The following is a 19,115-nucleotide window of genomic DNA, read 5'->3' on the forward strand; positions in this document are numbered from 1 at the left end:
TAAACAAAAAAAGCCGCCGGGAGACCATCCGGCGGCTTTTTCATGCGCGGTGCTGAATTATTGCACCAGCGCCGGCTGCTGGCAGCGAACATCCGTGACCCGCACATCGGCTTCGCCGATCTTGACGCCGAGGACCAGAAGCACATTGTAGAGCAGCTGATCGACCGGCGCCGTGACCGCGGCGAGCGTGTTGGCAAGCGCCGACTGAATGCCCGCCAGACCTCCGAGATCCAGATTGAGGAAGAGCAGCCTGATATCCAGGTTGAGGTTCTTCAGCAGTGAACTGACAAGCGTGGTGACGGTGTCCTTGGTGGAGACACTCTTGATCTTCGCCTGGGTAATATCGGACTGCGTGAAGGTCAGCTTGGTCTTCGTCATGTTGGTGGCGTTGATAAGCGCGCTGCCATTGATGGCGAGCAGCGCCGAATCCACGATTGCGGCCTTGGTGACGCGCGGGTCCTTGCCGAAATTGGCGAAGGCCGTGGTATCGACATTGCCAAGGGCGATTTCGACGACGCCGGGAACGACCTCGACATCGACGGTGCCCTGTCCGCCGCCCGTGCAGCGAATATCGGCAAGCCGCGCTTCGGCATGGGCGACTTCCACATAAAGCGGGAGATTGACCTTGAGGCCGGCAATGGCCTGTAGCCCGTCCACCACGACGCTGACCGCAAGACGGGTCTGTGCGGTGCGCACCACGGTGCCCTGACCGCCGACGGCGAGCGACGGCGTTTCGACCGGCGGTTCACCAATGGCGAGTGTTGCCTTGACCGAGGCGAGACCGAGAAGATTGGCGTTGATATTAAGCCCCAGCTGGTTTCCGCCGTTGCCCGCCACGGCGGCGGCATTGATGAGATCGAAGACGCCGGCGGTGACCTTGAGGTTTTCGCCCGTGCCGATCAGCTTGTCGGAGAACGGGCCGAGATTGAGGATTTCCTCGAGCTTGATCTTGACGTTGCTCTTGTTGACGGTTTTTTGCAGCGTATTCAAAATGTTGACGACCGCCGGCTGCAGTCCCGTGGTTTTTGTCAGCACGTCGAGGAATTTGCCGTAGCTGATTTCCGTCTTCAACACATCCTTATAGGTGCCGGCGGTGAGGTTGAGATCGATGGCCAGCGCCTCGACGATCTTCAGTGCATTGACATCGGCGGCGAGAAGCGCCTGATAATCCATGAGTTTCAATGAAACCGTGGTGCCGAGCAGACCGCCGAGCAGGCTGTTGAGAATTCCCTCATCGAGGCTGGCGAGGCGCGATCCCACCGAAAATGCCGCGATCCTTTGGGACGAGGCCGTTCCGACCGCCGAGACCTTTGGCGGCTTGGTGAAGGCGGAAGCGAAGAATATCTGGCCCTGTTCGACGATGTTCACCTTTATCGCATTCGTGGGCAGGGCGTTATCGACGAAACGCTGGCCGACCGGGACTGTCGCATCCGGCTCGTAATGACCCTTGATGACCTCGGCATAACCCTTGCTGTTGGCGAATTCATTCAGCGGGTCGAAGGGTTGCAGGCCCTTTTCGGTCAAAAGTCCCTGCGCCGTCCTGACACCGAGATCCATGCCATTGAGGGCGAAATATTGCTGAACCGCCTTTTCGGCGTCCGTGGCGTTGGCTGCTGCCGATATGGCTGCGAGATCGGCGGTCTGCTGCAATTGCCGTTTTTGCAATGTCAGATAACCGTAGTCGACGCCGAGCGCCAATATGCCGATGAAGAGCGGTGCGGTGAGCCCCGCCGAAATGGCGATGTTGCCCGTTTTGTCCTTGAGGAAGCGGGGAAGCAGGGAATGAAAATCTCGCATGTCATGCTCCTCCGATCCGGATGGTGGAAAAACGCCGGATGACCGGCTCGGGCAGGGTGTAGCTGTAGAGGCTCCAGATCGGCAGATCGCGGGCGTCGTATTCGACCTTCACCGTGAACTGGTTGGCATTGGCGGGATCCGTCGCGACATTGACGGTGAAGCGGCTCTTGTCCATGAAGGCGTAGCTGAGGTCGCTTTTGGTGACGAAATCCCGGGCAAGCTGCTGGCGCTCGGTCGTATTGAGGCCGGCAACCGCTGTGCGCGCCGCGTCGGCGGCGATCTGCTGCACCGAATAGGCCGCCATCAGATAAATGCCGTAGGCGATCATGGTGAGCAGGACGAGAAAGAATATCGGTGCGACGATGGCGAACTCGACAGCAGACGAGCCAGATCTATCGCGAAAGAAACGCACTCCATTAAACATAAAGCACCCCCGTTCCTTCAGGCATCAAGGTTCGATGCCTTGATTTATTATTTTCGGAAATGCTAATTTATAGGTGTTAATTTTGTGTTGATGCCGCTCCCATGGGTTGCAGCTCTTCTTAAACTTTCGCGTTTACTTCAAATCAGCCGAAGGCCTTTGAAACTGGCGTGGCCGTCCTTGCCGATGATGATGTGGTCGTGGACGGTGATGCCGAGCGGCTTTGCCGTATCGATGATGGTCTTGGTCATCTCGATATCCGCGCGCGAAGGGGTGGGGTCTCCACTTGGATGATTATGTATTAAAATCAAGGCAGTAGATGAAAGTTCAAGGGCGCGGCGCACCACTTCGCGCGGGTAGACCGGTGTATGATCCACTGTTCCCTGACCCTGCACCTCATCGGCGATCAGGACGTTGCGCTTGTCGAGGAACAGGACGCGGAACTGTTCGCGCGTTTCATGGGCCATGGCGGCGTGGCAATAATCGATGACAGAGGACCAGGAGCCGAGCACCTGCTTGTTGCGGATTTCGCTTTTCAGCATGCGCTGGGAAACGGAGGCGACGAGCTTCAGATCGAGCGCCACGGTTTCGCCCACACCCTTCACCTCCTGCAACAACGGCAAGGGCGCGCCGAGCACGCCGCCAAGCGTTCCGAAACGGGCGATCAGGGCCTTGGCGATGGGTTTGGTATCGCGCCTCGGGATCAGCCGGAAGAGAAGAAGCTCCAGCAATTCGTAATCGGCGAGCGCCGCGTCGCCGCCATCGCGATAACGCGCCCGCAGCCGGTCGCGATGTCCGTGATAATGGGCGGCATCCGTTTCCTGTTCGACCATGGCTGCCGGCCTTTTCGCGCCGCTTCGCGATTCGGCGAAAAAGCCGCGCTCATCCGCTCCGTTGAACAGATCGCCTTCGCCCGCCTGAAAGCCGGGAGTTTTGGAAAGATCGGCGGAAGGCGGGGCGGGGCGTTTTGCCATAGGCGGGTCTGGCCTTATGCGGGGGGAAGCGGCGGCAGGCCCGGACGGTCGAAGCCACCGGGCGACAGTGTGAAGATTTCGCAGCCCGTGGCCGTGACGCCGACGGCATGTTCATATTGGGCGGAGAGCGACCGGTCGCGCGTTACCGCCGTCCAGCCGTCGGAAAGCACCTTCACATGCGGTTTGCCGAGATTGATCATCGGCTCGATGGTGAAGATCATGCCTTCGCGGATTTCCGGCCCTTCGTCCGGGCGGCCGTAATGCAGGATGTTCGGCGTGTCGTGGAACAGGCGTCCGACGCCATGGCCACAGAAATCGCGCACCACGGAGCAGCGCTCGGCTTCCGCATAGGCCTGGATTGCCGCGCCGATTGCGCCGGTGCGCACGCCGGGCTTCACCGCCGCGATGCCGCGCAGCAGGCATTCATAGGTCACTTCCATCAGCCGCTCGGCGGCGCGCTTGATCTGGCCGACCGGATACATGCGGCTCGAATCGCCATGCCATCCGTCAAGCACATAGGTCACGTCGATATTGACGATATCGCCTTCGCGCAGCGGCTTTTCATCCGGAATGCCGTGGCAGACGACGTGGTTGATCGAGGTGCAGACGGATTTGGTATAGCCGCGATAATTCAGCGTTGCCGGCAGCGCGCCGTGGTCGGCGCCGAATTCGAAGACGAAACGATCAATGGCGTCGGTCGTCACGCCCGGCTTGACGATTGCGGCGAGTTCATCGAGGCAACGCGCCGTCAGCTGGCACGCCTTGCGCATCCCGTCGAAGTCCTCAGCGGTATAGAGGCGGATAACGCCGGTATTCTTGAGGGGGGCGGAGGCTGCGTCGATATAGGTGACCATCTTGGTGCTTTCTGTCTCTTTACGTCCCTGTTCATAAAACAGCCGGACGCCATTCGTCCATCTTAACCGTTCCGCTGACCGAAATTTGTGCCGGGGAGACCGTGCATTTCACCGCATAGGCCTCGACGCCGCGCGCCATCGCCCGTTGAAACGCCAGCGCATAGACGGGATCGAGATCGTCGCAGATGCGCATGCGCTCGCAATCGTCGCGCTGGATGAGATAAAGCATCACCGAACGGTAACCTGCTTCCGCTGCGTCACCCAGTTCCTCCAGATGTTTCGCGCCGCGTTTGGTGGCGGTATCGGGGAATTCGGCGAGGCCTTTTTCGCGCATGAAATGCACGTTCTTCACTTCCACATAGGCATCCGGCCGGCCGGGTTGCGATAGCAGGAAATCGATGCGGGAATTGCGGCCATATTTCTGTTCGCGCCGGATTGTCGAATAGCCGGCAAGTTCGGGGATTCGGCCGTTCAGGATCGCTTCTTCCGCCAGCCGGTTCGGCATGCCGGTATTGATGCCCACCGTGGTGCCATCGGCCTCGACCATTTCCAGCATGTGGAGGTATTTGCGGGTCGGGCTGTCATGTTCGGACAGCCAGATGCGGGAGCCCGGCGTCGTCAGCCCGCGCATGGAGCCGGTATTGGGGCAGGAGCCGGTGATTGCCGTGCCGTCTTCCAGAACGGCGTCGAACAGGAAGCGCTTGTAGCGGGAAATCAGCGTGGCGGGAGTAAGCGGGGGCGTGAAGAACATGTGGCCTGAAAGATGTTAGGTGATGGAACTGGTCAGGAGAGGACGTAGGCTCCCGGCGCATCGCCGAGCACGGGGCGCTTGCCGTCCTCCGGTTTTCGCGCCTTTACCTTCTCGCCATCCTGGCTTTCGATCCAGTTCTGCCAGTGCACCCACCAGGAGCCCTTATGCGGGGTGGCGGCCGCTTGCCAGCCGTCGAAGTCTCCAGCCGGTGACGGGCCTGTCCAGTATTGGTATTTTTCAAGCTGCGGCGGATTGATGACGCCGGCTATGTGGCCGGAAGCGCCGAGCACGAATTCCACCGGCCCGCCGAACAGCGCAGCACCCGTGAAGACCGATTTCGCCGGCGCGATATGGTCGTCGCGGGTGGCGAGGTCATAGACCGGGATTTTGATATCGCCGAGATTGATCCGCTTGCCGGCGACCCGCATTAGCCCCCGGGCGAGATTGTTCTCGAGGTAACAATTGCGCAGATAAAACGAGTGGCTGGCGGCCGTCACCCGGGTCGAATCGGAATTCCAGTAGAGCAGGTCGAAGGGCAGGGGCTCGGCGCCGCGCAGGTAATTGTCGACCACATAGGGCCAGATGAGATCGGAGGCGCGCAGCATGTTGAAGACGGTCGCCATGATCGAACCATCGAGATAACCGACCGCCTGCATGTGCTTGTCCAGCGCGGCAAGCTGGCCTTCATCGATGAAGACCTTGAGATCGCCCGCATGGATGAAATCGGTCTGGGCGGCCAGCAGCGTGGCGCTGCGGATGCGTTCATTGCCTTGCTGTGCATGCAGCGCCAGCGCCGAGGATAAAAGCGTGCCGCCGACGCAATAACCGATGGCGTTGATTTCCCTTTCGCCGGTCCGCTCCTCGATGGTGTCGAGCGCAAAATCGATGCCTTCGCTGATATAATCGTCCCAGCCCTTCTCGGCCAGACGGACATCCGGATTGATCCAGGAGACCATGAACACGCTGTGTCCCTGTTCCAGACACCAGCCGACGAAGGATTTCTGCGGGTTGAGATCGAGAATGTAGAATTTGTTGATCCATGGCGGCACGATCAGCAAAGGCCGTTTGAAGGCCTTCTGCGTCGTCGGCGCATAGTGGATGATTTCGCAGAGCGGGCTCTTCGCCACCACCTTGCCTGGCGTGACGGCGATATTCTGGCCGATGACGAATTTGCTGTAGTCGGTCTGGCGCAGTTTCAGGTGGCCGTTACCGGCCGCGACATCTTCCGCCAGCTGCGCCATGCCCTTGACGAGATTGGCGCCGCTGGAGGCGACCGTTTCGCGGAAGACCTGCGGATTGGTGAAGACGAAATTGGCCGGCGAAAGGGCCTCCGTCACCTGGCGCATGTAAAACAGCGCCTTGGTGCGGGTATGTTCGTCCAGCCCATCCGCCTCCGTCACCATCCGGTCGGCGAAACCGACGGTGGTCTGGTAGGCCTTGAGGAGGAAGTCGAAAAAGGGATTGGCCTGCCAGTCGGCATCGGCAAAACGCCTGCTCCTGCGTTCCGCCGGGCCGCTTTCGGCTGGTTTTTCCGGGGCCGAATCGGTATCGCCGGAAAACTGCGCCACCGATTTCGCCCAGAGATCGTAATAGCTGGAAAGCAGATGGGTCTGCGCCTCAAGCGAGCGCTTCGGTTCGGCCATCCAGTATTCGGCGACATCGGAGAGCGTCTTGATGAGATCCGTCACCGGATCGGCGCTGGTCTGAGGGATGTCGCCGCGTTCACGCGGCGCCAGCCACTCGGAGGCGGCCTTGCCGAGATTTTCGAGCGCACGGGCGATGTTGATCGCGAAGGTTTCCGGGTCGCGGATCAGGTAGGCCTCGGCGGAGCTGGCGTCGAAGCCGGGCGTTTTGCCACCCTTTTTCTGAGGCCCGCCGTCAACACCTGCCATGCACCATTCTCCACCAAATTTGTATTTGCACATTCTGCATGAAAACGAATACAAGTTCCACCAGCAAGGGGAGGCCGCAAACGGCCGAACCGTGGTCGAATTCGATATCGGCAGATATCCTTACAGGCGGAACATGACGATGGGCAAGCACATGGGCATAGGCGGCACATGGGGAACATATGCGGAAAGCGCCATGAGGATAGCTGTTCTTTCGCTCTCCGGCACCTTGTTCGTCACCGCGCTCGCTGCCTGCAAGGCTCCCGAGCCGATCGTCGCGCCCGCCCATATGCGCCGCCCGACGGCCGAAATCGTCGGCCCGCGCCCGGTCAGCGACACTGCCGTGAGCCAGAAGCGCGACACGGGCACCTATCCGACCTTCTCGCAGCCGCTGACGGCCGCAGGTACCCAGATGGGCGAGGATGAGGCCTCCACCATGGAATCGAGCCTGTCGCGGCTGGGTGCGGCACGGCGCAACGGCCAGATATCGGAAGCCGAATACAAGCGCCGCGTGGCCGAGCTGCGAGCGCTTGCCGAAAACCAGAAACCGGTGGCGACACCTGCCGCCTCGCAGTGAGATGATGCCGCGCAGTTTGCGCGGTCTCAGCGACTGGCTCGAGTATCTTTGATTGACGAAACATGCAGGGGAATTCCCCATGGAGCGAGCGGGTGCGCCCTGTTTCTTCTCCCCGCCGGGGAGAAGTCCGCGGCAGCGGGATGAGGGGGCAAGCTCTCCGCATATCTCCGCGCTTACCCCCTCATCCGACCCTTCGGGCCACCTTCTCCCCGGCGGGGAGAAGAAACAATCGGGGATGCCGAACTTGCTGTAGCGGCAATCACGGCTGAAGGCCCTGTCGGCCCGGCGATCATAACCCCTTCTTTACCCTGCCTCTGAACCTTCCGCTTACCCAAGATGTTAAGCGGATGGATGCGGTTTTCCGCTTATGATGCGGCCATAACAAACAGGCCGCTGAAAAAGCGGGGCACGGGGTGAAATATCATGAAATGCATCGCCGCTTTGCTGGTTCTTGCCGGTTTTGCGCTCGCACCCGCTCAGGCGCGGGCGCCATACATCAATTTTGGAACATCCGCGCTTCAGGGACGATGAGATGAGGGAAAGCTCGCTTAGTCGTTACCGGCGGCTTCGCTGAGCACGTCGAGATCAGGCACCATGATGTGGCGGTTGTTCTCGATGCGGATAATGCCTTCCTTGCGCAGCTTTGTCATTTGCCGGCTAACTGTTTCGATGGTCAGGCCGAGGAAATCGGCGATATCGGCGCGCGAGAGCGGCAGGTCGAAGCAGGATTTGTCGTCGTTTTCCGGATCGATATGGGTGGCGATCATATAAAGGAAGCTGGCAACCTTTTCCTGCGCCGATTTGCGCCCCAGCGTCAGCATCCAGTCACGCGCCTCGTCCAGTTCCTTCAGCGACTGGCTGTACAGCTTGCGTTCCATATCGGGCACTTCGGAGACCATGCGGTCGACGACGCGGCGCGGGAAGAGACAGATTTCCACATCGGTCGCGGCTTCCGCCGTCATCTTGCTTTCGGCAAGGAACGGGCGGCCGAGAAAATCCGGGGCGAATTGCAGGCCGACGATCTGCTGGCGGCCATCCGACATCATTTTCGACAGCTTCACAACACCGTTCAGTATATTGCCGTAGGAGGTGACGAGTTCTCCCTGGCCAAGCAGCTCATTGCCTGCCTCCAGTTTTTTACGGCTGGAATGGCGGCTGAGGTCGCAAAGCTGCTGTGGCGTCAACGTGCTGCAAAGACCGCCGTGACGCGCCTCGCAGGAGCGGCATATGACGGGTTCTTCCGAATTGTGGATGGTCTTCTGCAACGTGTCCATAAGCCTTTTCCAATGCTGGCTTTTTCGGAACGATCGCGACCGTGGGTGTAAAATCCGGTCTCTCTGAGGCTTGCGCCGTGTAGCCGTCGCCCCCGCGTCTACTTTAGCAAGAACTTAAGGCGCGATTTGATTGAAGTCAAAGTTGCAAACTGTCGCAGCCGTTACTGAAAGAGAGGAAATCGACATTTTCTTGATAAAAGGCAAATCGGGCGATGAGGACCGAACTTCTTCACAAATATTCGGGTGCAGTGCCGCGTTATACAAGCTATCCGACCGCGCCGCATTTCCATGAGGGAATCGATAATAACACCTATCGCGGCTGGCTCGGCGCGCTTGGTCACAGGAATCGCCTGTCGCTTTATTTGCATATTCCCTATTGCGACCGGCTTTGCTGGTTTTGCGCCTGCCACACCAAGCACACGCTGAAATACGAGCCGATTGCCGTTTATCTGGAAGCACTTAAACGGGAGATCGAGGCGGTTGGCGCGCTTGTTTCACCCGATGCGGTGGTGGGTGCGGTGCATTTCGGCGGCGGTTCGCCCACCATGCTGAAACCGGAGGACCTGCGAGGCCTGATGGACTGTCTTCGGTCTCATTTCACTTTCGGGCTCGCGTCTGAAATCAGCGTCGAGATGGACCCCAACGATCTGGACGACAGCCGCTACGATGCGCTTGCCGCCATCGGCATGTCGCGGGCGAGCCTCGGGGTTCAGGACTTCGATGACAAAGTGCAAAAAACCATCAACCGTATCCAGTCCTTCGAACAGACGAAATCCGTGGTGGATGCGGTGCGGGCGAGGGGCGTTCACTCGGTCAATTGCGACATTCTTTATGGGCTGCCGTTCCAGACCTGCGGGACATTGGAAAAGACGGTGAACCAGATCGTGTCGCTCGACCCCGACCGCATCGCGCTTTTTGGTTATGCGCATGTCCCGTGGATGAAAAAACACCAGTCGCTGATCCCGGAGCACGCCCTGCCGGATATTGCCGAGCGCTACCGCCAGATGACGCTGGCGGCGGAGATGCTGAAACAGGCGGGCTACAAGGCGATAGGGATCGATCATTTCGCCAAGCCTTCGGATACATTATGCCAATCCGCCGAAGCGGGGGCGCTGCGGCGGAATTTTCAGGGCTACACGACCGACACTGCCGATGCGCTGATCGGGCTTGGCGCATCCTCCATCGGCAGGCTGCCGCAGGGTTATGTGCAGAACATGGTGGCGACGGGGGAATATCAGCGCATGGCGGGCGAGAGCGGTCTTGCCGCCGTCAAGGGCATAGAATTGTCGGAGGAGGACCATCTGCGCTCGCATGTCATCGAAAGGCTGATGTGCGATTTCACGCTTGACCTTTCGCAGTTGCAGCGCCGTTTCGGCAAGGCGAGCCATTCCGTGAGGGACGAGGCGCAGCAGTTCGCCGCAGGCGACAGGGATGGCGTGGTGCGGCTGGACGCCGATATTTTTGCGGTGACGGAAGCGGGAAAGCCCTTCGTGCGTAACATCGCGGCAATCTTCGACACCTATCTCGGCAATGGACGCGGCCGCCATTCGGTTGCTGTTTAGGCAACAGTTTTGGGGCAAATTTCAAAGTTACGTCACGAAACCATTGGCTTTTTTGCGCGACTTGCCTATGTGGTGCGTCAGACAGGATAATTCATACGAACGACAATAAGGATTATGGGCGTGACAGCTACATTCGACAAGGTTGCCGACATTATCGCCGAAACCAGCGAAATCGACCGCGAAACCATTACGCCGGAGAGCCACACGATCGACGATCTGGGCATCGACAGCCTCGACTTTCTCGATATCGTTTTCGCCATCGACAAGGAATTCGGCATCAAGATTCCGCTCGAGCAGTGGACGCAGGAAGTCAACGAAGGCAAGGTTTCCACCGAAGAATATTTCGTGCTGAAGAACCTCTGTGCCAAGATCGACGAATTGCGCGCAGCCAAGGCCTGATGTGAAAATGCCCGCTTGCAGCGGGCATTTTCTTTTGATGCCGCCTGCGGGCAAACCATGACTAACCGACCAGAGACGGGCCGGACGAATGCTGCTTGAATATTTTCAGATGATCGACAAGGTCGAAGCCGTGGACATGGCGACGCGCACGTTGAAGGCGCAGTCCGTCGTTCCCGACAGAAGCCCGGTATTCGAAGGCCACTTTCCCGGCATGCCGCTGGTTCCGGGCGTGCTTTTGATCGAGACCATGGCGCAGGCTTCCGGCATGCTGGTTCTGGCGTTTTCCGATTTTGCGTCCATGCCGTTCCTGATGTCGGTCGACGGCGCCAAGATGCGCACCTTCGTGGAGCCGGGCGCTGTTCTCGACATCGAGGCGGTGCTGGAGCATGACGGTTCCGGTTTTGCCGTTACCAAGGCGAAGATCACCTCTGCCGGCAAGAAGGTCTGCGACGCGCAGCTGAAATTGCGCACCATGCCGTTCAGCGAAATTCCGCTTGGGCCCATCGTCAAGAAGCGGGCGGAAGAGGTCGGCCTGATGGCGGCGATTGCCGCGGATGCGCAGAAATAAGCGTTTCCACCCGTTTCGGGGAGGGCATTTTTCCCGCCGGCCCGGTTTCGATGCACGAAAATCGTGGGCTCGCGACGGCGGATCGGGCCTTCACCATTGCCAATCCGCATCGCGCGCTTTATTCCGCAACGCATGAAGTGGTTGTTCGCAACCGCTGTGGATAGCCGTGACCGTTTCGGCGGGGCCGGCTGCAAAGGATGACAGACGATGAAATCTGACAATGATGTGGTGATAACAGGGGTCGGCATCGTGACCTGTCACGGCGTTGGCAGCCAGGCGCATGTGGCGCTTCTTTCCGGAACCGCCGCGCCGGCGACGATTGTCGAAACCGAAAAATTCAAACCCTATCCGGTCCATCCCATGCCGGAGATCGACTGGTCCGCCCAGATCGCCAAGCGCGGCGATCAGCGCCAGATGGAAAACTGGCAGCGCCTCGGCGTTTTTGCCGCCGGTCTGGCGCTCGACGATGCCGGGCTGAAGGAAGATGCCGAAGCCTGCGCCACCATGGACATGATCGTCGCCGCCGGCGGCGGTGAGCGCGACATCAATGTCGATACGCTGATCGTCGACGAGGCGCTGAAGCGCAATGACCGCGAAAAGCTGCTCAACGAGAAGCTGACGACGGAACTGCGCCCGACGCTGTTTCTCGCCCAGCTTTCCAACCTGATGGCCGGCAATATCTCCATCGTGCACAAGGTCACCGGTTCTTCCCGCACCTTCATGGGCGAGGAAGCGGCCGGCATTTCCGCCGTCGAAACCGCGTTCCACCGCATCCGCTCCGGCGAATCGAGTCATGCGCTGGTGGGCGGCGCCTTCTCGGCGGAACGTCCCGACATGATCCTGCTGTTCGAGGCCATCGGCGCGCATGCGCAGGGCGGCTGGCAGCCGCTGTGGTCGCGTGAGAACCAGAACGGCGGCGGCATGGTTTCCGGTTCGCTCGGAGCCTTCCTGGTGCTGGAGTCGCGCAAGCACGCCAGCGAGCGCGGCGCGCGCATTTATGCCCGCATCGACGCCATCGAGGGCGACCGCGGCAGCCGCGACGAAGGCAAGATGGAAAAGCGCATGGAGCGCCTGCTTTCTCCCGCCAAGGACAGTGCGGCGACCGTCGTATTTTCCGGCGCGAGCGGTTATGACGGCGTGACGGCCCGCGAGAAGGACATTCTCGAAAAGGCCCTGCCGAATGCCGTCATTCGCGGTTTTGGCGGCGTCACCGGTCATGGGCTGGAAGCACAGTTCCCGCTCGGACTGGCGCTTGCTGCGCTGACGCTTGAAAGCGGCGCGAAGGTGCCTACCTTCGATGCGGCTGAGGAAAAGCCCATGGGCGAGGCGGCCAGCGAGGCCGTCGTCACCACCGTCGGCCATGTGCGCGGCGAAGGTGTCGCCGTTCTGTCCCGTGACGTGTGAGGAGAAAGACCATGACTTCCAATTTCAGGGATCATCTCGGTCGTCCCATCGTCGCCGTAACAGGCATGGGCATCATCACCTCCCTCGGGCAGGGGCTCGCCGATAACTGGGCGGCGCTGACATCGGGCAAGTCGGGTATCCACAAGATCACCCGTTTCCCGACCGAGGGGCTTTCGACCCGCATCAGCGGCACGGTGGATTTCATCGATATCCCGGTCCCGAATTCCGTCGAGCGTTCCTATGCCTTCGCGCGCGAAACCACCATCGAGGCGCTGGCGCAGGCCGGTATATCAGGTGATTTCGACGGCCCGTTGTTTCTTGCAGCACCGCCGATCGAGCCGGAATGGAGCGCCCGTTTCGAGCTTGCCGACCGGTCTCCGCCGGCCGCCCAGCCGGGTGACGCCTATGAGCGCTTCCTGACGGCCTTCCGCCAGCGTCCCGATCCGGCATTCCAGGAAGCCGCCCTGTTCGGTGCGATTTCCGAGCGTCTGTCCGACCGTTTCGGTACCCGTGGCCTGCCGGTCACGCTGTCGACCGCCTGTGCATCCGGCGCGACCGCGATCCAGCTCGGCGTCGAGGCCATCCGCCAGGGGCGCACTGAGCGGGCGCTGACGGTTGCGACCGACGGTTCGGTCAGCGCCGAGGCGCTGATCCGCTTCTCGCTTCTCTCCGCGCTTTCGACCCAGAACGATCCGCCGGAAAAGGCCTCCAAGCCGTTCAGCAAGGACCGCGACGGTTTCGTGATCGCCGAAGGTGCTGCGACACTGGTGCTGGAATCGCTCGAAGCTGCGGTTGCACGCGGTGCGAAGGTCCTCGGCATCATCAAGGGCGCGGGTGAAAAGGCTGACAGCTTCCACCGCACCCGGTCTTCGCCCGATGGCGGCCCGGCGATTGCGACGATCCGCGCGGCGCTGGCCGATGCGGGCGTGGCAGAAAGCGATATCGGTTATATCAACGCCCACGGCACCTCGACGCCTGAGAACGACAAGATGGAATATGGCTCCATGCTCGCCGTCTTCGGCGAAGGCCTGAAGAATATTCCGCTGTCTTCCAACAAGTCGATGATCGGCCATACGCTGACGGCGGCTGGCGCGGTAGAAGCCGTGTTCTCGCTGCAGACGATGCTGACCGGCACCCTGCCGCCGACGATCAACTACAACAATCCCGATCCGACCATTTCGCTCGATGTGGTGCCGAATGTGAAGCGGGATGCTGAGGTGAGTGCGGTTCTGTCCAACTCCTTCGGATTTGGCGGACAGAATGCAAGCCTTGTCATGACGCGGGAACCGGCTTAACCGGTTCCGCCACAAACAGAAGCGTTTCCGGCCCGACCAATCCGGAAACGCTCTCGCTTCTTTGATTACGCATTCCGGCCGCAAAACCGATACAGAGGTTTGCTGGAATAGCTCTTTAGATAAACGGCCCCAGATAAACGCCCCTGGGCGAAGGACTGAAATATGCGCGCTCTTCAACTCGTCGACGACCGGAAGCTCGAAAAAGTGGACCTGCCCGAACCGGACGCACCCGCGCCGGGCGAGGTGACGCTGCGTGTCAAGGCGGTTGCGCTCAATCACATCGACGTATGGGGCTGGCGCGGCATGGCTTTTGCCAAGCGCAAGATGCCGCTGACCATCGGTGCCGAGGCTTCGGGCGTGGTCGAAGCCATCGGTCCGGGCGTTTCGAACGTGCTGCCCGGCCAGCTCGTCTCGATCTATGGCGCGCGCACCTGCGGGCTGTGCAAGCCCTGCCGCGAGGGCCGTGACAATCTGTGCGAACATGTTCAGGGCGTGCACGGTTTCCATCTCGACGGTTTCGCGCAGGAAAAGATCAATATTCCGGCCCGCCAGCTGGTGCCCGCGCCGCATGGCGTCGATGCCGTTGCTGCGGCTCTCGCACCGGTGACCTTCGGCACCGTCGAGCACATGCTGTTCGACAATGCCAAGCTGGAGTCCGGCGAAACCATCCTCATTCATGCCGGCGGTTCCGGCATCGGCACGGCGGCGATCCAGCTTGCCAAGAAGATGGGCTGCACCGTCATCACCACTGTCGGCTCCGACGACAAGATCGAAAGGGCGAAGGCGCTTGGCGCCGATCACGTCATCAACTACCGGACCGACCGTTTCGAGGGCGTCGTGCGCAAGCTGACGAAAAAGAAGGGTGTCGACGTGGTGTTCGAACATGTCGGCAAGGACACCTGGGCGGGTTCGATGTTCTCGCTGAAGCGCGGCGGCCGTCTCGTCACCTGCGGCTCCACATCGGGCGTTTCTACCGACATCAACCTGATGATGCTGTTCCAGCAGCAGCTGAAGCTGCTCGGCTCCTTCGGCTGCCGCATGGAAAACATGGCCAACGCCATGCAGAAGATGGCGCGCGGCATCGTTCATCCCGTTATCGACACCGAAGTGACCTTCGACGATATCGACCGGGCGCTGGAGCGCATGGAGACGCGCCAGGTGTTCGGCAAGATCGTTCTGCGGATGGACTGACCATCTTGAAGCTGTTCCTGACACGGATCGTCCTGAAACTGGACCACTTCCGGCAGTGGCTGATCGCGACATTCGCCTTCGGCCTGCTCAACCTGCTGAAGCTTTTTCCGGCCGATGCGGGCATTCGCGCCGCCGACCGGCTGGCGCGCTTTGTGGGGCCGAAAACCGGCCGCCACAAGCTGATGCTTCATAATCTGGCCCGCGCCTTTCCGGAAAAGTCCGAGGAGGAGCGGCTGGCGATCGCCATGGACAGCTGGGCCAATATGGGCCGGCTTGCGGCGGAATATGTGTTTCTCGACCGGCTGTTCGATTTCGATCCGGAAAAGAACGAGCCTGGTCGTATCGAGGTCGAGGGCATTCCGACCTTCCTCGAACTGCGCGACAATCCGCGGCCCTTCATCGTCTTTACCGCCCATAGCGGCAATTTCGAACTGCTGCCGGTGGCCGGCTCGGCTTTCGGTCTCGATGTGACGGTGTTGTTCCGGCCGCCGAACAATCCCTTCGTGGCCGACAAGGTGTTCAATTTCCGCAAGGAGCGCATGGGCAATCTCGTGCCGTCGCATGCCGGTTCTTCCTTTGCCCTGGCGCGGCAGCTTGAAAAGGGCGGCGGTGTCGGCGTGCTCGTCGACCAGAAATTCGGCAAGGGGCTGACGACGAAGTTTTTCGGCCTTGAAGTGCGCACCAATCCGCTGCTCGCCAAGCTGGTGCGGCAGTTCAACTGCGATGTTTATCCCGCCCGCTGCGTGCGTCTTCCCGACAACCGCTACAGGCTGGAAATAGAGCCCATGGTTGAAATTCCGCGCGATGAGAAGGGCAATGTCGACATTCAGGCGACGGCGCAGCTTCTGAACGACAAGGTGGAAAGCTGGGTGCGCGAATACCCCGGACAATGGCTGTGGTATCACGACCGCTGGGACGTGAAGCACCAGATTTGAGGCGATCGCCATGCGTCCGGATTTTCTGAGGTTTTCATGAAATTCGACGCGGAAATCGTGCGTTTCGATAGTTTCCCATATTAGCGGAACCTCATTTTTCGTTCATGGATTATCGAAATTGAAAAAATAGCGGCGGCTGTGATATTTTGGACATCAATCCTCGCGGCGTTCCTGCGTTTCGTTACGGCATTTTTAAGCGCACAGACGCTATAATCTGGGGACTAAAGGGTTAATCCGTTCGCATTGGGAGCGGGGTTATGCCCGTTCAGGGAGAGTTGGGTTGAAAGATTTGATTGAGTTGTTCTGGCTGCGTTACACGGAACTGCAATCTGCCGTTGGTAAAAACGAGGCCGACAAGATTGCAGTGCTGGAGCGTGAACTGGAGCAGCTTCTCGAACGTGTCGTCGGGCGTCAGACGGAAAGCTCCGAGGATATTCGCGAGCAGTTCCGTTTCGCCATCGACCTCCTCAACCACGAGGCGGAGGATCTCGGCTGCGTGCAGCGCAACTCCGAACTTCTGCGAACGCTGGTAGACCGTTATGTCGGCATGCCGCCCAAGGCCAAGGTCATCGGCGATGAGGACGAGGACACTCTGGAGTGGCACCATCGCCATCTGATCCTCGATGAGGACATGCTCAACGATCTGGAGGACCCCGTCGTGGTCGTTTCTCCCGGTTATCGCGTGTCCTTCGCCAATGCTCTCGATGCGTTTCAGCGCAATGCCCCGGAAGGGCTTGTCGGCTGCCACATCGCCGAGCTGGTCGGTGTCCACCGTTTCCAGAACGACCTCCGGGAAAAGCTCGACAATTGCTTCAAGGGCGATACGTCGAAATACACCTATGCGGAAGACCAGAACGGCCGGACGATCGTGAAGTCGCTGGAAATGTCCCCCTGCTATTCCTCCGCCTACAAGCTCGTGGGCGCCATGGTGGTGATCCGGGAAATTGCCGATCGCAGACGTCGCGCCACGGCGTGACGGCAGGCGCCGGTCTCTGACGACATTCTCCCGGCTTTGCCGTTTCCGGCTATTTTGGGAACACGGTTTCCCATATCGCGGCGATGGACCATGCGGATGATGCATCCGCAAGGAGCTTCGTCGCCATGGCCAGGCAGGAGAGCACCAGCAGCGGTCGGATGATCTTCGCACCGTTCTTCATGGCGAAGCGTGAGCCGATCTGTGCGCCGATGAACTGGCCGACGCCCATGGCGAGGCCGAGCTTCCACAAAACCGCGCCACCTATCGCAAACACGACAAAGCCGCCGAAGTTCGAGCCGAGGTTAAGAAGCTTGGTATGGGCGGTTGCCTTCAGCATGCCGAAGCCGGCAAGCGCCACAAAGGCCAGCATGTAGAAGGATCCCGCGCCGGGGCCGAAAACGCCGTCGTAAAAGCCCACCAGCGGCGCGACGGTAAAACCGAACACGAAGGGTGTGATGCGGCGGTGGCTGTCGATATCGCTGAGCTGCGGCTTGAAGGCGAAATAGAGCGCGATCGCGATCAGCAGGAACGGCATGACGGTGCGCAGCAGGTCGGACGGCACGAAGGCGGCGGTGACCGCGCCAAGCCCGCCGCCAAGCATGGCCATGACGGCCATCGGCAATTGTTCCCTCAGATTGACATGGCCGCGCCGGGCATAGGCGATGGTGGCCGAGGCCGAGCCGAACTGCGATTGCAGCTTGTTGGTGCCGAGCGTATCGAGCGGCGCGATGCCCATGATCAGCATTGCCGGAATGGTGATGAGGCCGCCGCCGCCGGCGATGGAATCGATGAAACCGGCAAAGATGGCGACGCAGAAAAGGACGATAAATACGTTGAGGGCGATGTCTTGCACTTGGCATGTCCGGGCAGGCGGCGGGAGAGGGCTTCTTGTTTCACTGAAAAGACCGCCGTGCAATATTTTTCTGCATGATATGCCGCCAGCGGGGGGATTGCGGTGTTGCCGCTTATCGTTATGTTTCCGTGGCGCGTCGCCGGAAGAAGCGGATGGCGCTTGAGACATATGGATGAGGGCATTATGCATAAAGTGATATTCGATACGGATCCCGGTGTAGACGACGCCATGGCGCTTCTGTTCCTGCATCGCCACCCCGATATCGATCTGATCGGCGTCACCACGGTTTTCGGCAACGCCCCCATCGATATCACCACGCGCAATGCGCTCTTCCTCAAGCGGGAATGGCAGATGACCGCACCGGTCGCGAGAGGTGCCGGCGTGACCTTTGATCCCGCCCGCAAGGAAGGCCATTGGCCGACCTTCATTCATGGCGAAAACGGTCTCGGTGACATCGATATCCCTGAAACCATCGATCTGCCGCTCGATCCGCGCCCGGCGCATCGCTTCATCATCGAGACGGTGAAGGCCAATCCCGGCGAGGTGACGCTGATCGCCGTCGGCCGCATGACCAATCTGGCGCTGGCGCTTCGTGAGGAACCGGATTTCGCCGCGCTGGTGAAGGAGGTGATCGTCATGGGCGGCGCCTTCGACATGAACGGCAATGTTTCCCCGGCGGCCGAGGCCAATATTCACGGCGACCCGGAGGCGGCCGATCTCGTCTTCACCGCGCCTTGGCGCGTTGTCGTCGTCGGTCTGGACGTGACGACAAAAACCGTGATGACCAGCGCCTTCATGGCTGACATGGCAGAGGCCGGCGGCAAGCCCGTGCAGCTTCTCTCCGATCTGTCGCAATTCTACATCGATTTCTACAAGACCCGCACCGGCGACGGCATGGTGGTACATGACAGCTGCGCCTGCGTTTATCTCGTCGCACCGGAACTGTTTGAGACCCGCAGCGGCCCGGTACGTGTGGTCTGCGGCGGTCTTGCCGATGGCCAGACGATCCAGAAGCCTGACGGACGCGCCTTTCCGCCTGGTGACTGGGACGGGCATCCGAGCCAGCTCGTCTGCACGGATATCGTACCGGAGCGCGTGCTTTCGGTCATCCGCGCGGCAATTGTGAAGGGCGAGCGCGGCTGAACATCGGGAATGGCCGTTCTTTGGCATGGCTTGCCTTGCATTTTCCAAGAATCTGGCGTTATGCAAGTTCCTTGATCCTGTTGCGCGATCCGCCTTGCCAAAGGTGCCGAAAAGGCTGTTCCCGAAGCACAGGCGGATGATCGCGATGCCGCGTGGGCCGAGAAAAGCCCTGTAGGTTTTCGCGTTCTTTGCGCTACAATGAATAACGCCTGCCGGGTCGGTTCGTGTCGGCGGCGTTTTAAAACAAAAAAC

Annotated in this window: 18 protein-coding genes; 10 read left to right on the forward strand and 8 right to left on the reverse strand. The window is 60.1% G+C overall.

The genetic code is table 11. The features are described from left to right. Positions 1 to 57: 57 nt before the first annotated feature. The 6 genes from N5D22_RS11175 to phaC all read right to left on the reverse strand — a co-directional run bounded on the left by N5D22_RS11175 (position 58) and on the right by phaC (position 6,689). Positions 58 to 1,797 carry a TadG family pilus assembly protein gene (locus N5D22_RS11175; protein WP_279655073.1) on the reverse strand — a complete coding sequence of 580 codons (1,740 nt, stop codon included), beginning with the start codon at positions 1,795 to 1,797 and terminating at the stop codon, positions 58 to 60. Position 1,798: 1 nt separating this feature from the next. Further along, on the reverse strand, positions 1,799 to 2,221 hold the full coding sequence (locus tag N5D22_RS11180) for a TadE/TadG family type IV pilus assembly protein (protein ID WP_078053032.1): 423 nt from the start codon (positions 2,219 to 2,221) through the stop codon (positions 1,799 to 1,801). Positions 2,222 to 2,358: 137 nt separating this feature from the next. Next, positions 2,359 to 3,192, reverse strand: a complete 834-nt coding sequence (gene radC / locus N5D22_RS11185) for a DNA repair protein RadC (RefSeq protein WP_065654999.1) — start codon at positions 3,190 to 3,192, stop codon at positions 2,359 to 2,361. Positions 3,193 to 3,206: 14 nt separating this feature from the next. Next, on the reverse strand, positions 3,207 to 4,046 hold the full coding sequence (gene map / locus N5D22_RS11190; RefSeq protein WP_078053031.1) for a type I methionyl aminopeptidase: 840 nt from the start codon (positions 4,044 to 4,046) through the stop codon (positions 3,207 to 3,209). A gap of 31 nt (positions 4,047 to 4,077) precedes the next feature. Then, entirely contained in the window at positions 4,078 to 4,797 is a 720-nt protein-coding gene (gene sfsA / locus N5D22_RS11195) for a DNA/RNA nuclease SfsA (RefSeq protein ID WP_279655074.1), read from the reverse strand. 32 nt (positions 4,798 to 4,829) lie between these two features. Next, positions 4,830 to 6,689, reverse strand: a complete 1,860-nt coding sequence (gene phaC, locus N5D22_RS11200; protein ID WP_279655075.1) for a class I poly(R)-hydroxyalkanoic acid synthase — start codon at positions 6,687 to 6,689, stop codon at positions 4,830 to 4,832. A 193-nt stretch (positions 6,690 to 6,882) separates the two neighbouring features. Here phaC and N5D22_RS11205 point away from each other — a divergent pair, with 193 nt between their 5' ends. Next, entirely contained in the window at positions 6,883 to 7,263 is a 381-nt protein-coding gene (locus N5D22_RS11205; RefSeq protein WP_279655076.1) for a hypothetical protein, read from the forward strand. 548 nt (positions 7,264 to 7,811) lie between these two features. Here the strand turns inward: N5D22_RS11205 and fnrN are convergent. Continuing rightward, the gene (fnrN, locus tag N5D22_RS11210) at positions 7,812 to 8,537 is read right to left on the reverse strand and encodes a transcriptional regulator FnrN (protein WP_279655077.1); all 726 of its coding nucleotides are present in this window, start codon (positions 8,535 to 8,537) and stop codon (positions 7,812 to 7,814) included. Between the two features lie 212 nt (positions 8,538 to 8,749). Here fnrN and hemN point away from each other — a divergent pair, with 212 nt between their 5' ends. The 8 genes from hemN (at position 8,750) to N5D22_RS11250 (ending at position 16,867) form a co-directional block, all read left to right on the forward strand. Next, positions 8,750 to 10,099 carry an oxygen-independent coproporphyrinogen III oxidase gene (hemN, locus tag N5D22_RS11215; RefSeq protein ID WP_279655078.1) on the forward strand — a complete coding sequence of 450 codons (1,350 nt, stop codon included), beginning with the start codon at positions 8,750 to 8,752 and terminating at the stop codon, positions 10,097 to 10,099. A gap of 114 nt (positions 10,100 to 10,213) precedes the next feature. Further along, on the forward strand, positions 10,214 to 10,498 hold the full coding sequence (locus N5D22_RS11220; RefSeq protein WP_105373468.1) for an acyl carrier protein: 285 nt from the start codon (positions 10,214 to 10,216) through the stop codon (positions 10,496 to 10,498). Between the two features lie 88 nt (positions 10,499 to 10,586). Further along, positions 10,587 to 11,066, forward strand: a complete 480-nt coding sequence (locus tag N5D22_RS11225) for a beta-hydroxyacyl-ACP dehydratase (protein WP_279655079.1) — start codon at positions 10,587 to 10,589, stop codon at positions 11,064 to 11,066. Positions 11,067 to 11,273: 207 nt separating this feature from the next. Further along, entirely contained in the window at positions 11,274 to 12,470 is a 1,197-nt protein-coding gene (locus N5D22_RS11230; RefSeq protein ID WP_279655080.1) for a beta-ketoacyl-ACP synthase, read from the forward strand. Positions 12,471 to 12,481: 11 nt separating this feature from the next. Then, complete coding sequence (locus N5D22_RS11235; protein ID WP_279655081.1) at positions 12,482 to 13,765, forward strand: beta-ketoacyl-ACP synthase; 1,284 nt, start codon at positions 12,482 to 12,484, stop codon at positions 13,763 to 13,765. Positions 13,766 to 13,927: 162 nt separating this feature from the next. Next, positions 13,928 to 14,956, forward strand: coding sequence for a zinc-binding dehydrogenase (locus N5D22_RS11240; protein WP_059758710.1), 1,029 nt, complete (start codon positions 13,928 to 13,930; stop codon positions 14,954 to 14,956). Continuing rightward, positions 14,953 to 15,891: a lipid A biosynthesis lauroyl acyltransferase gene (locus N5D22_RS11245; RefSeq protein ID WP_279655507.1), complete on the forward strand. Its 939-nt coding sequence runs from the start codon at positions 14,953 to 14,955 to the stop codon at positions 15,889 to 15,891. The genes N5D22_RS11240 and N5D22_RS11245 overlap by 4 nt, the downstream gene beginning before the upstream one ends. Before the next feature lie 280 nt (positions 15,892 to 16,171). Next, a complete protein-coding gene (locus N5D22_RS11250) occupies positions 16,172 to 16,867 on the forward strand; it encodes a hypothetical protein (RefSeq protein WP_279655082.1) in 696 nt (231 codons plus the stop codon). 49 nt (positions 16,868 to 16,916) lie between these two features. Here the strand turns inward: N5D22_RS11250 and N5D22_RS11255 are convergent, their stop codons facing one another. Continuing rightward, positions 16,917 to 17,720 carry a TSUP family transporter gene (locus N5D22_RS11255; protein ID WP_279655083.1) on the reverse strand — a complete coding sequence of 268 codons (804 nt, stop codon included), beginning with the start codon at positions 17,718 to 17,720 and terminating at the stop codon, positions 16,917 to 16,919. Between the two features lie 183 nt (positions 17,721 to 17,903). Between N5D22_RS11255 and N5D22_RS11260 the strand changes: the two genes are divergently transcribed. Next, positions 17,904 to 18,863 carry a nucleoside hydrolase gene (locus tag N5D22_RS11260; RefSeq protein ID WP_279655084.1) on the forward strand — a complete coding sequence of 320 codons (960 nt, stop codon included), beginning with the start codon at positions 17,904 to 17,906 and terminating at the stop codon, positions 18,861 to 18,863. The last annotated feature ends 252 nt before the right edge of the window (positions 18,864 to 19,115 follow it).

The organism is Agrobacterium sp. GD03872, from assembly GCF_029840625.1.
GTDB classification, from domain to species: domain Bacteria; phylum Pseudomonadota; class Alphaproteobacteria; order Rhizobiales; family Rhizobiaceae; genus Agrobacterium; species Agrobacterium fabrum_A.

Bases quoted from the DNA above. Each gene is read 5' to 3' on its own strand.
- N5D22_RS11175 (WP_279655073.1), bottom strand. From the start codon at position 1,797: ATGCGAGATTTTCATTCCCTGCTTCCCCGCTTCCTCAAGGACAAAACG.
- N5D22_RS11180 (WP_078053032.1), bottom strand. From the start codon at position 2,221: ATGTTTAATGGAGTGCGTTTCTTTCGCGATAGATCTGGCTCGTCTGCT.
- radC (WP_065654999.1), bottom strand. From the start codon at position 3,192: ATGGCAAAACGCCCCGCCCCGCCTTCCGCCGATCTTTCCAAAACTCCC.
- map (WP_078053031.1), bottom strand. From the start codon at position 4,046: ATGGTCACCTATATCGACGCAGCCTCCGCCCCCCTCAAGAATACCGGC.
- sfsA (WP_279655074.1), bottom strand. From the start codon at position 4,797: ATGTTCTTCACGCCCCCGCTTACTCCCGCCACGCTGATTTCCCGCTAC.
- phaC (WP_279655075.1), bottom strand. From the start codon at position 6,689: ATGGCAGGTGTTGACGGCGGGCCTCAGAAAAAGGGTGGCAAAACGCCC.
- N5D22_RS11205 (WP_279655076.1), top strand. From the start codon at position 6,883: ATGAGGATAGCTGTTCTTTCGCTCTCCGGCACCTTGTTCGTCACCGCG.
- fnrN (WP_279655077.1), bottom strand. From the start codon at position 8,537: ATGGACACGTTGCAGAAGACCATCCACAATTCGGAAGAACCCGTCATA.
- hemN (WP_279655078.1), top strand. From the start codon at position 8,750: ATGAGGACCGAACTTCTTCACAAATATTCGGGTGCAGTGCCGCGTTAT.
- N5D22_RS11220 (WP_105373468.1), top strand. From the start codon at position 10,214: ATGGGCGTGACAGCTACATTCGACAAGGTTGCCGACATTATCGCCGAA.
- N5D22_RS11225 (WP_279655079.1), top strand. From the start codon at position 10,587: ATGCTGCTTGAATATTTTCAGATGATCGACAAGGTCGAAGCCGTGGAC.
- N5D22_RS11230 (WP_279655080.1), top strand. From the start codon at position 11,274: ATGAAATCTGACAATGATGTGGTGATAACAGGGGTCGGCATCGTGACC.
- N5D22_RS11235 (WP_279655081.1), top strand. From the start codon at position 12,482: ATGACTTCCAATTTCAGGGATCATCTCGGTCGTCCCATCGTCGCCGTA.
- N5D22_RS11240 (WP_059758710.1), top strand. From the start codon at position 13,928: ATGCGCGCTCTTCAACTCGTCGACGACCGGAAGCTCGAAAAAGTGGAC.
- N5D22_RS11260 (WP_279655084.1), top strand. From the start codon at position 17,904: ATGCATAAAGTGATATTCGATACGGATCCCGGTGTAGACGACGCCATG.